Source organism: Patescibacteria group bacterium, assembly GCA_041665365.1.
Lineage (GTDB): Bacteria > Patescibacteriota > Patescibacteriia > UBA9570 > UBA9570 > UBA9570.
In genome coordinates, this window is record JBAYIY010000003.1 from 63,525 (window position 1) to 77,649 (window position 14,125).

The 14,125-nt window shown below is 35.7% G+C and carries 13 protein-coding genes; 10 read left to right on the forward strand and 3 right to left on the reverse strand.

Annotated elements, in window-relative coordinates:
• The first annotated feature begins 10 nt into the window (after positions 1-10).
• The 10 genes from gmd to WCV88_02255 all read left to right on the forward strand — a co-directional run bounded on the left by gmd (position 11) and on the right by WCV88_02255 (position 11,092).
• Positions 11-1,063, forward strand: coding sequence for a GDP-mannose 4,6-dehydratase (gmd, locus tag WCV88_02210; GenBank protein MFA6474995.1), 1,053 nt, complete (start codon positions 11-13; stop codon positions 1,061-1,063).
• Positions 1,063-1,992 (forward strand): GDP-L-fucose synthase, encoded by a 930-nt coding sequence (locus tag WCV88_02215; protein MFA6474996.1) that lies wholly within the window; start codon positions 1,063-1,065, stop codon positions 1,990-1,992. The genes gmd and WCV88_02215 overlap by 1 nt, the downstream gene beginning before the upstream one ends.
• Positions 1,989-2,945, forward strand: coding sequence for a UDP-glucuronic acid decarboxylase family protein (locus tag WCV88_02220; GenBank protein MFA6474997.1), 957 nt, complete (start codon positions 1,989-1,991; stop codon positions 2,943-2,945). Before WCV88_02215 ends, WCV88_02220 begins: the two co-directional genes overlap by 4 nt.
• Positions 2,946-3,375: 430 nt before the next feature.
• The gene (locus WCV88_02225) at positions 3,376-4,086 is read left to right on the forward strand and encodes a glycosyltransferase family 2 protein (GenBank protein ID MFA6474998.1); all 711 of its coding nucleotides are present in this window, start codon (positions 3,376-3,378) and stop codon (positions 4,084-4,086) included.
• The gene (locus WCV88_02230; GenBank protein ID MFA6474999.1) at positions 4,086-4,673 is read left to right on the forward strand and encodes a methyltransferase domain-containing protein; all 588 of its coding nucleotides are present in this window, start codon (positions 4,086-4,088) and stop codon (positions 4,671-4,673) included. The genes WCV88_02225 and WCV88_02230 overlap by 1 nt, the downstream gene beginning before the upstream one ends.
• 13 nt (positions 4,674-4,686) lie before the next feature.
• The gene (locus WCV88_02235) at positions 4,687-6,384 is read left to right on the forward strand and encodes a hypothetical protein (GenBank protein ID MFA6475000.1); all 1,698 of its coding nucleotides are present in this window, start codon (positions 4,687-4,689) and stop codon (positions 6,382-6,384) included.
• Position 6,385: 1 nt separating this feature from the next.
• The gene (locus tag WCV88_02240; GenBank protein MFA6475001.1) at positions 6,386-7,168 is read left to right on the forward strand and encodes a glycosyltransferase family 2 protein; all 783 of its coding nucleotides are present in this window, start codon (positions 6,386-6,388) and stop codon (positions 7,166-7,168) included.
• Positions 7,169-7,180: 12 nt separating this feature from the next.
• Positions 7,181-8,320 carry a glycosyltransferase family 4 protein gene (locus WCV88_02245; GenBank protein MFA6475002.1) on the forward strand — a complete coding sequence of 380 codons (1,140 nt, stop codon included), beginning with the start codon at positions 7,181-7,183 and terminating at the stop codon, positions 8,318-8,320.
• Between the two features lie 211 nt (positions 8,321-8,531).
• The gene (locus WCV88_02250; GenBank protein ID MFA6475003.1) at positions 8,532-10,298 is read left to right on the forward strand and encodes a hypothetical protein; all 1,767 of its coding nucleotides are present in this window, start codon (positions 8,532-8,534) and stop codon (positions 10,296-10,298) included.
• On the forward strand, positions 10,295-11,092 hold the full coding sequence (locus tag WCV88_02255) for a glycosyltransferase family 2 protein (GenBank protein MFA6475004.1): 798 nt from the start codon (positions 10,295-10,297) through the stop codon (positions 11,090-11,092). Before WCV88_02250 ends, WCV88_02255 begins: the two co-directional genes overlap by 4 nt.
• Here the strand turns inward: WCV88_02255 and WCV88_02260 are convergent.
• The 3 genes from WCV88_02260 to WCV88_02270 are packed head-to-tail and all read right to left on the reverse strand — an operon-like array spanning position 11,086 to position 14,060.
• On the reverse strand, positions 11,086-12,114 hold the full coding sequence (locus WCV88_02260) for a glycosyltransferase (protein MFA6475005.1): 1,029 nt from the start codon (positions 12,112-12,114) through the stop codon (positions 11,086-11,088). The genes WCV88_02255 and WCV88_02260 overlap by 7 nt on opposite strands.
• Positions 12,104-13,327 carry a glycosyltransferase family 4 protein gene (locus tag WCV88_02265; GenBank protein MFA6475006.1) on the reverse strand — a complete coding sequence of 408 codons (1,224 nt, stop codon included), beginning with the start codon at positions 13,325-13,327 and terminating at the stop codon, positions 12,104-12,106. The genes WCV88_02260 and WCV88_02265 overlap by 11 nt, the downstream gene beginning before the upstream one ends.
• Positions 13,320-14,060, reverse strand: a complete 741-nt coding sequence (locus tag WCV88_02270; protein ID MFA6475007.1) for a class I SAM-dependent methyltransferase — start codon at positions 14,058-14,060, stop codon at positions 13,320-13,322. Before WCV88_02270 ends, WCV88_02265 begins: the two co-directional genes overlap by 8 nt.
• Positions 14,061-14,125 lie beyond the last annotated feature (65 nt).

The window sequence follows — 14,125 nt, forward strand, 5'->3', positions numbered from 1 at the left end:
TATGACACCTATGAAAACAGCCTTAATTATTGGTATTACCGGACAAGATGGTTCTTATTTAGCTGAGTTATTACTAGCCAAGGGTTATACTGTACATGGTACTATTCGGCGTGCCAGTACGTTTAACACGGGGAGGATCGACCATCTTTATCAAGACCCACACGTGCATGGCGTGAATTTGTTTTTGCATTATAGCGATTTAAGTGACGGTAGTAATCTAGCTCGTTTGATTCGTGAATTAAAACCAGATGAAATATATAATTTAGGTGCCCAAAGTCATGTGCGGGTGAGTTTTGATATTCCGGAATACACCGGTGAGGTCACTGGCTTAGGCACATTAAAAATTCTCGATGCCATTCGTGATGCCGGTGATAAAATAAAGTTTTATCAAGCCTCTAGTTCGGAAATGTTTGGTTTAGTGCAAGCTGTGCCCCAAACCGAAACGACACCGTTTTATCCGCGGTCACCCTATGCGGTGGCTAAAGTATATTCCTATTGGATTACGCGCAATTATCGCGAAGCTTATAATTTATTTGCCTGCAACGGCATTTTATTTAATCACGAATCACCGCGCCGTGGTGAAACATTTGTCACCCGTAAAATTACTCGCGCTCTAGCCAAAATTAAATTAGGCATCGATGAAAAATTATATTTAGGTAACATCGATGCGAAACGGGATTGGGGTTATGCCAAGGATTATGTCGAAGCGATGTGGTTAATGATGCAACAAGATAAACCGGATGATTATGTGGTAGCCACTAATGAAACTCACACGGTGCGTGAATTTATCGAAGTGGCCGGTAAAGAGTTGGGCATGGACATTACTTGGCAAGGCTCCGGTGTAAACGAAAAAGGGATTGATACTAAAACTGGTAAAGAAATTATCAACATTGATCCAAAATATTTTCGGCCGACTGAAGTAGATTTATTAATCGGTGATTATAGTAAGGCAAAAAAAATCTTGGGTTGGGAACCAAAAGTGAGATTTACTGAATTAGCTAAAATTATGGCTTTAGCTGATTACGATTATTTTGCTAAAGAAAAAGGACATTTAGCTGCATGATGGAACTCACTGCAAAAATATACGTAGCCGGTCACCGTGGTTTAGTGGGCAGTGCGATCATGCGGCAGCTCACAACGTTAGGCTACACAAACCTGATTACAAAAACGCACAGTGAATTAGACTTACTCAATCAAGCCCAGGTTAAGGCTTTTTTTGAGACAGAAAAACCAGATTATGTTTTTATGGCGGCTGCCAAAGTAGGCGGGATTCAGGCTAATAATTTATATCGAGCAGATTTTATTTACCAAAATATTCAAATTCAAAATAATGTCATTTGGAGTGCCTATCAAGCCGGTGTCAAAAAACTATTATTTTTAGGCAGTAGTTGTATTTATCCAAAACTTTGCCCACAACCAATTAAAGAAGAGTATCTTTTAACTGGCGCATTGGAAGCCACTAATGAGCCTTATGCCATAGCCAAGATTGCCGGTATAAAATTATGTGAAGCATTAAATGTGCAATATGGTACCAACTACATCTCCGTAATGCCAACTAACATGTATGGCCCGGGTGATAATTATGATCTGAACAATTCCCACGTGTTGCCCGCGTTGATTCGTAAGTTTGTTGAAGCGAAACAATCTCAGGCACCGACTGTCACTGTTTGGGGTACTGGCACACCGCGCCGTGAGTTAATGCACGTTGATGATTTAGCTAATGCCGTTGTGTTTTTAATGAATAATTATGACGGTAAAGACATTGTTAATATCGGTACCGGTATAGATCACACGATCATGGCCATTGCCCAACTGGTAAAAACAGCCGCCGGTTTTGTCGGGGAAATTGTGTTGGACAATACTAAACCAGATGGTACACCCCAGAAATTGTTAGATGTGTCGCGGATAAATAAGTTGGGTTGGCAGGCAAAAATTGAATTGAAAGAGGGAATTAGACAAAGTGTTGATTGGTATAATAAAGAAATGATATGAATAGAATCGATTCAAAACGTATTTTAATTACTGGAGGTGCTGGTTTTATTGGGTCACATCTCTGTCGTAGTTTATTATCTGATGGACACGATATATTGTGTGTTGATAATTTTTATACGGGTAGTAAGCGTAATGTGCTCGATTTAATCGGTCATCCACATTTTGAGTTGCTACGTCATGATGTTACTTTTCCACTCTATGTTGAAGTTGATGAAATTTACAATTTAGCTTGTCCAGCTTCTCCAATTCATTATCAGTTTGATCCAGTGCAAACTACAAAGACATCAGTTCATGGTGCCATTAATATGTTGGGACTAGCAAAAAGAGTAAAGGCTAAAATTTTTCAGGCCTCTACTTCTGAAATCTATGGTGATCCCAGTGTTCATCCTCAAACTGAGGCGTATTGGGGAAATGTCAACACGACTGGCCTTCGTGCTTGTTATGATGAAGGTAAACGGTGTGCTGAAACTTTATTTTTTGATTATTATCGACAACATCACTTAGATATTAGAGTGGCTAGAATTTTTAATACCTATGGCCCTAACATGCATCCACGTGATGGGCGAGTTGTATCTAACTTTATTGTTCAAGCGTTAACGAATCAACCCCTCACGTTATATGGGGACGGCTCTCAAACGAGGAGTTTTCAGTATGTTGACGATTTGGTTAATGGCATGATTGCTATGATGAACAACACAGAGCAATTTATTGGTCCGGTTAATTTAGGAAATCCGCAAGAGTTTACTATTCGTCAATTAGCTGACTTAGTTCTCAAGTTTATTCCAGAGAGTCATAGTCAACTTGAATTTAAATCACTTCCGGAAGATGATCCCAAACAACGTCAGCCAAATATTCAACTCGCTCGCACTAAATTACAGTGGGAACCTACCATATCTTTGCAAGAAGGATTAGTAAAAACAATTAGCTATTTTAAGGAACTATTAAAAGTCTAATCATGTTGCGAACTGTACAAAATTTTATTACAGCAGTACGTCAAAGATATGGAAGCTTTCCAATTTTTTTTGTGATTGGCGGCAGTTGTGGTCTATTAGATTTGGCTATTTTATATACATTAACAGATGTTTTTAAAATATGGTATTTATATGCGGGTGTTATTTCGTTTCTGATCATCTCTATTATTAGTTTTTTCTTACATAAGACAATTTCATTTAACAGTGCGTCAACAAACTATCGGCAGCAGTATATTCAATTTCTATTTGTTATCACAGTGGGTATTGTTATTAACAACTCTGTATTGTATATTTGCACCAGTCTATTGGGCATATGGTATCTGACATCTCGCATTATTTCATCCTTAGTGGCCATGATCTGGAATTATTGGTTTAATTCACGCATAGTGTTTACTAGTCCTATGCAACATTTATGAAAATAGTTTCAATCATTATCCCTGTCTACAATGAAGTCAAGACGATACCGGCTATTATCCAGGCAGTAGAGCAGGCTTCAGTGGGTCATTTGCAAAAAGAGATTATTCTGGTTGATGATTGTTCAACCGATGGTAGTCGAGCGCTACTTGAATCTTATCAAACCAGTCATCGAGTATTTTTTCATAAAGTTAATACTGGAAAAGGTGCAGCCCTGCATACAGGACTGGTTCAGGCTAGTGGCGATATCATCATCATTCAGGATGCCGATTTAGAATATGACCCAACTGAGTATGAAGAATTATTGGCTCCCATATTGAAAGGTAAAGCAGATGTTGTGTTTGGTTCACGCTTCATGGGTGGTAAACCACACCGCATTTTGTATTATTGGCATTTTATTGGGAATAAAATGTTAACTACATTTTCAAATATGTGTACAAATTTGAATCTGACAGACATGGAGACCTGTTATAAAGTGTTTACTCGATCGGTTTCAGACTTGATCGTGCCTAAGCTCACTTCAAAACGTTTTGGATTTGAACCAGAATTTACATCGTTAGTGGCCAAATTGGTGAAACAAGATCAGTGCCGCATTTACGAAATTGGTATTTCTTACAGTGGTCGTGGTTATAGTGAGGGTAAAAAAATTGGTTGGAAAGATGGCATTGAAGCGATCTGGTGCATTATTAAATTTAATCTATTACGTTGATGAACAGACAACGTGCTCATTTTCAAGGTAAAGAAGCTAGTTTAGAAAGTCTATTACGTTGGTTGCGTTTAAGAAGAATTGTTCGACATATCCCTGACAATAGTGTGGTGGTTGACTTAGGGTGTGGTTATGACGCTGGTTTTTTACATACGATCGCATCCAAACTAAAGCGCGGCATAGGTGTAGATTTATCTGTTGGACCTAGCTCGGTTCAGCACATTGAAATGTTAGCAGCCAATCTCAATGAGCCATTGCCATTACCTGATAAAACATTTGATATCGTAGTATCGATGGCTAATTTAGAACATTTGGAAAAACCAGAGGTAGCATTGCAAGAAATGAAACGGGTTTTAAAACCAGGTGGCAAAGTATTACTAACCACACCTTCTACCTATGCTAAACCGGTGTTAGAATTTTTAGCTTATCGCTTACATGTTGTGAGTGAAGATGAAATTCGTGATCACAAATTGTATTTCAATAAAGCCTTACTTCATCAGTATTTTAAGGAGGCCGGTTTTAATAATATTCAACATCACTATTTTCAATTTGGTATGAATAATTTCGTTTTAGCAGTAAAAGACTACTAGATTAGTTTCGACAATGTTATTTACACTATTAGTTTGGCTTATCATTACAGTTATTATCTATACCTTTGGTTTGCTGATACTGCGTTTATGGAGTCGTTGGTTACAGCACGATGTAGGATTGAATCATTTTGATCCGCCGACGATCGCCATCATTGGATTTATGGCGTTAACAGTACTATTACTTTATCTGTCCATTATTTTGCCCATTGCTGGTTCAGTGCGTATGATCATTTTAGGTATATGTGTGACTTATTGGTTATATGATAGCCACTTTATCTACTTGCACGGTAAACAAGTCGCCGAGTATTTATGCGCTAAACAATGGTGGCTACACCTTGTTGTAATAGCAATACTAATCATTGCGGCTTTTCAGTCATCTATTGGTCCTGATCATCCAGATGCCGGCCTATATTACGGGCAGACTGTGCGTTGGGAGCAGATTTATCCAACTGTGCTTGGATTAGGCAACTTGTCAGGGAGATTAGCATTTAATTCTAGTTGGTTATTACCCCCAGCGTTAGTTGAAATTGAATTAAATGGAAATGAAATTTTTCATAGTCTTAATGGATTATTTTTGATTTTATTTATTATTTATTGTCTCTATGCTATTGATGATTTATTATACAAAAAAACATCGTATGCAGCATTGGCTGCTGGCTTGTTTTTGGTGTTAACCCCTTGGTTTGGTTTTTTTCATCCATATGATATTTCTTCACCATCGCAAGATCTGCCCCAAGCTATTCTATTATTTTTAGTCATTATTGCTCTATTGAAACTACCGGAAGATAGTAGTGAGCAAAGATCATATCACTTACTATATTTGGCAATGCTAATAGCGTTTGCCATCACGGTGAAGCTAACTAATGCATCGTTGATTTTTTTATTTATTTGGTTGATTATAACAGAGTGGCGTAATAACCGTTATCATACAATGCTTTTTATACTATTACACAGTGTAATTTTACTACCTTGGTTGATTAGAAACATTATCTTGTCTGGTTATTTAATCTATCCATTTCCAACATTAGATCTCTTCAACGTTGATTGGAAAATACCTATTGCAGAAGTTCAAAATATGAAACTACTAATTAAAACTTGGGCACTTGCACCAAATCAGCCCATGACAGAATTAGTAGGTCTTACACGTTGGGAATGGTTTGTAGCTGTTATACAGAAAATTTATAATCATCCTTACCTAGTCTATTTACTGTATCCCAGTGTGGGGGTTGTTATATGGTCGTTCAAATCAACTAAAATTTTTTTTCGGCAGTATATTTCCATCATTATACTCTTAGTTATTACTACTGGTTTATGGTTATTCAGTGCACCAGATTTATCACGCTTTGGTTTTGGAATTGTCGCAAGTTGGGCAGTAATTTTATGTTTGTCCTTCATTCAACAATTATGGTTAAAAATAAAGTCATTATTTTGGCATACAGTTTTAATTAGCACAGTTTTAATAAGTTGGTTGGCTTGGATTATTTCTGGACATATTTCATACACGGAATTGAGTAATGCAACGTTATTATTCAATACACCATATCCACAAGAAGGTATGATTATACAACAATATGATGGCTTTAGTGCTGGTGTCAGTCAGAGTTGTTGGTTAGCAACTTTTCCTTGTGTGGCTGGTGATCAAATGTTAACTATTGAGTTGCGCGGTAAAGATTTAAAAGATGGTTTTCGCATAAGAGATTATTCCCAATAATATGAAAGTTTCCATCATCACTCCATCATTTAATCAAGTTCAGTTTATTGAACGCACTATTCAAAGCGTCTTAAATCAAACCGGCGATTTTGAGCTTGAGTACATCATCATTGATGGCGGCTCAACCGATGGCTCAGTTGATATTATTAAACGTTATGCAGAGCAAGATACGCGCATCCAATGGGTGTCGGAGAAAGATTCAGGACAATCTAATGCCATCAACAAGGGTCTAAAAAAAGCAACGGGTGATATTGTTGCTTATTTAAATTCTGATGATACCTATTTGCCGGATGCGATCAATGTCGTAATGGCATATTTTAGACAATATCCAAACAAACAGTGGGTAACTGGTCAATGTAAAATTATCAATGAACATGACCGTGAAATTAGAAAATTTATTACCTGGTACAAAAAATTATTACTAAAGCATTATAGTTATAAAAAATTATTGAGTGAAAATTTCATTTCTCAACCAGCTACATTTTGGCGGAAAAAATTACATGATGAAGTGGGTTATTTTAGTGAGCAGGAAAATTTCTGCATGGATTATGAATTTTGGTTAAGACTTGGTCAAAAATATCAAGCTGGCGTAATAAATAAATACATCGCAAATTTTAGATATTATCAGGGCAGTAAAAGCGGTAGTGTTAATAAAAAACAATTTCAGGATGAACTACGTTTAGCAAGACTTTATGGAAAAAATCATCCTATTATTCTACTTTTACACCAATTTAATTATTTCAAAATCATATTGGCTTATAAACTGATGGTGTTAATAAGATAATGATAAAGTAGTGTGAAAAAAATTCTTTTTCTATTTCCACATTTTTTTCTACCGGGTGGTGCCGCTAACTCAACAGTTCGATTTGCTCGCTATCTACAACACCACGGATATATTGTGGAAATTTTATGTGCCGGAGCCACGAGCGATTTTCTACAACAAAATAACGATCTCAAATTCAAACTTGTTAAAATACCACCCAGTAATACATTACAGTACTGGGCACTATTATTAATCTGGCAATTTAAAATCAATCTGGTATTATCTTGTTATAAAGACTATATTTTTTTCCCGCAAGTGTTACCGTCAAATTGGTGGGCTTGGTTATACAAACTAAACCATAAAAATCAAAAAATTATTTGGAATTGTAATGAACCAAGTGCCTTTATTCATTCAGTAGATTGGATTAATGCTATTAAGAATCCACTGATGCGGTTGGGAGCAAAGCTATTTCGTCCCATTTTAAAATTAATTGATGTCTATTTAGAAAAACAAAATGATCTGGTATTTGGTAATAGCCAGTTTGCCGCAGCTAGTTATAAGACATGTTATGGTAAAACTACTCAAGGCGTAATATATCCACCATCATATATCAAAGATGTTGCGCCAGCCTTAACGAAAGACAATTATTTTTTTACTGTCAGTCGGTTAACAAAATTTAAAAATGTTGATTTACTCATCAATTCATTTACTAAAATAGCTCAGAGATATCCAAATTATAATCTCATCATAGCTGGCCAGGGTGAATATTTAAACACTTTAAAAAAGTTAACGCAGAATAATAAAATCGAAGATCGAGTGACCTTTTTAGGGTCAGTATCAGACGATCAATTAGCTAATTTATATATTAAGGCTAGAGCAACAGTGTTTTGTTCAAAAAATGAACCATTTGGGCTTGTTCCAATCGAATCAATGATGTATGGTACACCAGTGGTTGCTTATAATAACGGTGGTCCAAAGGAAACGATTATTAATGGTAAAACCGGTTTTTTATTTGAGGCTGATGATATGTTAACCGGCTTCCTAGAAAGAATTATTAAGCTTGATGATAAATCTTATCAGGTTATGCAACACGCTGCTCAGTTACAGGCTAAAAAGTTTGATATCTCGATTTCTGGTGTTCAATTAGAAAAAATGATTATTGCAGTAGAATGAATATATACCTATTATGGGAGTACTAATCATAGCCACATACATTTTTGCAGTAGCCTTTGCCGGGTTACTACCTATAACATTAATAATACATCAATTCAAGATAGCACTTCGATATTGTGTTCCAACATCATTGGCCATACACATAATAATAGGTTATATATTCTACTGTTTTAATATTGTAGAGTTGTTTTCGCTGTGGTACGTCACTGTCATGATATCGATTAACTTATATTGTTTAGTGCGTTTATGGAGTGAGCGTACCTCCGTTATTTCTTCATTACGAGTTCGATTATGTTGGAGTAAGATAATTATTGGTTTCATAATATTTTTGCCCGTTATTTATACTCGTTTTTATGATGCTATATCAACAGCAGCACCTGGAAACAATGATACGTATAATCATGTAGTTTTCTTGCAAGACTTGTTTCAGGTAGGCGTATTAAATAGTACATACTACGCTCCAGGGTTTCACCTATTATTTTTTCCGTTACAGTATTTTGTAAACATTGTAGATATTTATAGATTTGTTGGACCAATAATAGGGGTATTGTTTATTATTGTTTGTTATTGGCTCATACGTACTTATATACAACAACCGCTTGTTCGAGTGTTATTTATTTTATTGTGTACTTTGCCTGTAATGAATCAATTGACGTTACAGACGATTAGTTTTTTTCCATCAGCTTTAAGTTTTTTCTTTTTTATAGTTTTATTGGAACTACTGACACGTCCAAAAGATCTGACAACCTGGCAACGTTATAGTTTATTTTTCGTAAATGGGGTTGGATTAGCTTTAACTGTGCCTTATCTATATATACAATTACTACCAATTATTGGTTTGGCGTGGGTAATGATGATGGTTATCAGAACGAATTTTGAATATAAACAAAGACGTTATGTTTTAATATGTGGGTGCTTGGCATTGCTCGCTTTTAGTGTAGGCATAGGACATGTATTTTTGCAAACAAAAATATTGAAACGTGGGGGTGGTTTTCCTGAAATACCGATTGTTCAACAGCAAAATAATTCTTTTCAAGTGGTATCAAATTATGGTACAGATAATATTATGGAGGAGTATAATTTTAATGATAACAATAATTCAAACACAGATATAGGTAAAACGGATGTAGGTATAAAAAAACCTTATTTATTTGATAATGTATTGTCAAATTTACAAAATAGTGCTTTTTATCAAAACAACTTAAAGCCCATGGTATCGTCTGCGATCGATATTTTAAACGTAAAAAACATTAGACAAATAAATAATATGTTAGCTGTCGGTGCATACTTATGGATTTTTATATCAGCTTTTATACTATGGCACAGTATAAAAGCCCACAATTTATTTGGATTATTTATTGGAGTTAGTTCTTTTGTATTTGGTTTAGCTACGCAAACAGGCATTTTAGAAATGAGCTATTATCGAGGTAGGTGTGGATGGTATTTATTATTATTAGCCATCTTAGGGACAGTTTATTTGGCACAACAATTTTACAAACAGAATTATGTTTCATGGTTAATTGTTGGTTTAGTCATTTTATATGTGGGTAGTTTTACGAATCCACCAATTTTTTATAGGTCATATTTTGCCAGTATATTTGATCATACATATGAACTGGTACAGCGCTCAAATTCATCACCTATTAGGTTTATTACGCAAATGAATCAATTGAATATATTTATTCCAAATAGTCAATTATTACCACAAGAATTGACCAATGTGGCTTCTGATCCGGGTACTAGTGAGCAATACTTAATATTGGAAAAGAAGTATTTAGTGGTTGATCCAGTTTTGTCGCAACAGGCTATTTCCAGTGATAAAAACTATCAGCAATTTTATAAACAACAAGCTGTATTGAAAACCAATTTTGAAACCCGGCGGCAAAAAATATTAACTGATTCATTTTTTCAAACGCATTATCGCTTAGACTGGTCAGATGATAATGTGGAATTTTATCGCTATTACACTCCCTCATGAAACTTTCAATTATTACGCCGTCATATAATCAGGGTCAATTTATTGGGAAAACATTTTCTAGTATCTTACAACAAACTTGTGTCGATGAGCTTGAATATATTATTGTTGATGCTGTTTCTACTGATGAAACAGCTCAAGTTATTCAAGAGTATTTACCAAAATTTGAACAACACAAGATTACAGTTAAAGTTATTTGTGAGTCAGATAAAGGTCAATCTGACGCTATTAATAAGGGTTGGAATTTGGCGACAGGTGACATTATAACTTATCTAAATTCAGATGATTACTATGAATCAAATGTTTTACAAGCAGTTTTAGATTATTTTACAAATCATTCTACAACCCAATGGGCATATGGCGGTTGGAATTTAGTGAATCGCTCTGGTAAAGTATACACTATCGTTAAACCAACCAATTTTGTGCGCCAGAATTTGTTAGACTATGATAATATTGGTCAGCCCAGCTGTTTCTTTAGAAAAACTTTATTAGATCAATGTGGTAGGTTGCGACAGGATTATCATCTAGCCATGGATTATGATTTATGGTTGCGATTTTTGCAAAAATATGAACCAGCTATTATTCCAAAAGTTATTGCAAACATGCGCTATTATGCTGATGCAAAAAGTGCGCAACGCACCAAACAACAAGTTTTAGAAATGTACCATATTGCTAGTCACTATACAAAACCATTGAGTTATCAAAGATTTCGCCAGTATTTTTTTGTGTGTACTGGCTGGTTGGTAAGTATATTACATCTAGATATTTCTCGTCGTATTGACCGTATGACTCAGTAGGTACCACCCAAGAAACGACGTTTAACTAAGTACAAGGTATATAATCCCTTCAAGAAATAATTTTTAAATAGCAAATTAATTTGATATGATCGTTTAGCCTGAGCTGGTTCAGACATAAACTGTAAAATGAGTTGAGTTTGTTTTTTCCAATCCGTATATCCTTGAGTGGTAATTTGATGAACTTGAGTACCTAATGTTGATAGGTTGTCAAAAGACAATAGTTCAAGTTTTTTCCATAGTAGTCCATTCTTACTATGTTGAATATATTCATTCATTGTAGGATGATCCAGTGCTATTGGTACAAGCCCCATCGCCATGGCTTCCAAAAAACTCATACCAATACCCTCATAACGGCGCGGGCAAATAAATACATTACATGATTGCAGTAACTTTAGATAAGAAGTTTTATCTGTAAAACCGGATTCAACAATTTGAATATGATATTTTTTAATATCTTCAGCGGTTGGTCGACTAGCGGCAAACTGAGGATCAGGATTTAGCTTCACGATACATTTTTCAACAGGAGTATTTCCAATAATTTTCTTGACATGTTGAAAAGTAATATCGGTACGTTGCCAAAAAAATATCCGAATCGTACTGTAATCCGTTACTTGTGGTAACGTTTCTGGGTTAAACCAATATTGGACAAACAAACTATCTAATTGGTTGTTAAGTAAATGTCTATGTAAAGTACTGCTGAAGGTCAACATTTTAATGGGGATCGTGGATAATTCAAACCAGTAAGCTCGATTATGAATTGGTACCGAATCGTACATGGGTGCCCAAATAATCTTCGGTTTTATTTTTCTCAATTCACTAAAAGTTGGCAGCGATTGGAAAAAAAATACTACGTCTGCTTGGGTTTCATTGACAGCTTGAGCCGTTATACTTTTACCCTTTTTCCAACCATCGTCCCACAAATCTTGAACAATATATTGTTCGCTGAAAAGCTCACGTAAGAAGTCGCCGGAATGAGTGTTGCGATGAAAGGAATGATCAACAAAAGCTAATCTAGTCTTCATGAGGCACAAGTAATGAGTTATAGAATTGCTCAAACTGTTGATCTAGTTTAGATTCATCATAAATTGTTACAACGCGTTGTCTTGCAGCCGTACCCATAGCGTTTAACTTAACCGGAGATAGTTCGGAAAGTTTTGCTATATTTTCAGCTAGCATAGCTGAATTATTTGCTTCAACTAATTGGCCAGTAATATTATGTTGAATAATTTCTGGAATGCCGCCGACTTGAGCAGCAATGACTGGTTTACCAGTACTCATGGCTTCAATGGCCGCCAAACTACCGCAAGCCCTGGCTCCTTGAGTTGGTGCCACTACTATTGAAGCAGCGGCATAAAATAAAGGCAATTCATCGAAGGGGATACAAGTTGTAAAAAAAACCCGTTTAAGATATTTTTCCGACAATTGTTGGACTGCTTTAGTTGCATCACCAGATTCACCGGCAATAATATATTTTATAGATGGTTTGTTTAAGACCAGTTGATTAATAGCTTCCAATAGAGTTGATAAACCCATATCATGGCAGAGTCGACCAACAAAAAGAACCACCAAGTCAGTTGGGGTTAAGTTAAAACGTTTACGAATAATGTCTCCATTATTATCAGGTTTGAACATTTTAATATCTACTCCATAAGGGATAACCGTAACATTTGGTTTTAACCCAATTTCGGAATAACTGTCTGCACAGTGTTTGCTCATAGCTAACAATTTTGTACTGCGCTCACAAACGTATTGAGTCAGGTTAGGATTTTTTTGAAAAAATGTCTTATGACTATAAAATTCACCGAAATTTGTCACAATCAACGGAATGTTATAAGCCTCACTCAAGTAGGCTCCGATAGGTGCGTAACTATACATATTAAAAGCACTAATGAGCTGAATGTTATGCTGTTCAATAATGTGACGTCCCATCTCAATGTAAGTGATATAACGCAACCAATCGGGGCGTGCTACTTTTTTTAATTGTTGAAATACTGGGTGATTTGGTTGATGAAATAATTGACGAGTAAAACTAAAATAACGTTGCCATTGGGTAGGTTTGTAGACAGTTAGATCAGCTTGTTTCTTAATACCACTATTGCCACCAGATAATACGTGAATAGACCAATTTTGTTTTATAAGATGTGGCATGAGATATTCAAAATGACGCGGTACTCCGCCATAAGGCGGAGGGTAATTACCAATAAACAAAATATTTTTTTTCGAACTATTAGCCATGTGGTTTATTTTTATACAATATGGCCAGCAAATTTTGGCTCACAATATATGGCACTTTTCCAGTTTCGGTGAAAAGCAGTAATTTATAAATTTTTTGAACGCCCCACCACATGATTTGTCGCATGGTTTCTTGGATACCTCGACCTCTAGAAAATATTTGATAAACATCGACTTGAGCAAAACCATATTGTTGGCCAATCTGCATTATGGTATTACGGGTAAAAGCCAATTCATGAGTGTAGTCACCATAGCGAACGCGGCCAAAAAAGGGTGATTCTCCATTTGGGACATGCACAATCAATTTTCCATTTACGGCCAGAGCTTGTTGACAATATTGAAGTATGCGCACAACATCTGGCTTAGAAAAATGTTCTAATACGTCCCGTGCTATGATTAATTCAAATTGAGCAGTATTCTTTTCTAAGAAAGAAAATAGATCACCACAAACAATATTTTTTACTCCTAACTCTTCACCAATTTTAATTTGTTCCGGGCTAATATCAATACCACTGGCTTCCGTATAACCTTTTTGTTGTAACCACCACACAATGCTACCATTACCACATCCAAGATCTAAGATTTTAGCAGTTTGATTTACGGGTAAAAATCGACCCATTTCATGATTAAATGGATAAATCCGGTTTTGAAAATCAACCAACGAACCAGCCCCTTTTCGATGTGCCGTGTGGGTTGTGACGTAATTATTGTACAGCTCTTTTTTATAATCAGACATATGTTATTAACCCGGGCGGTAAATAGTATCCATTAATTGTTCGGCTCGCACTATAGCAGTGTCTA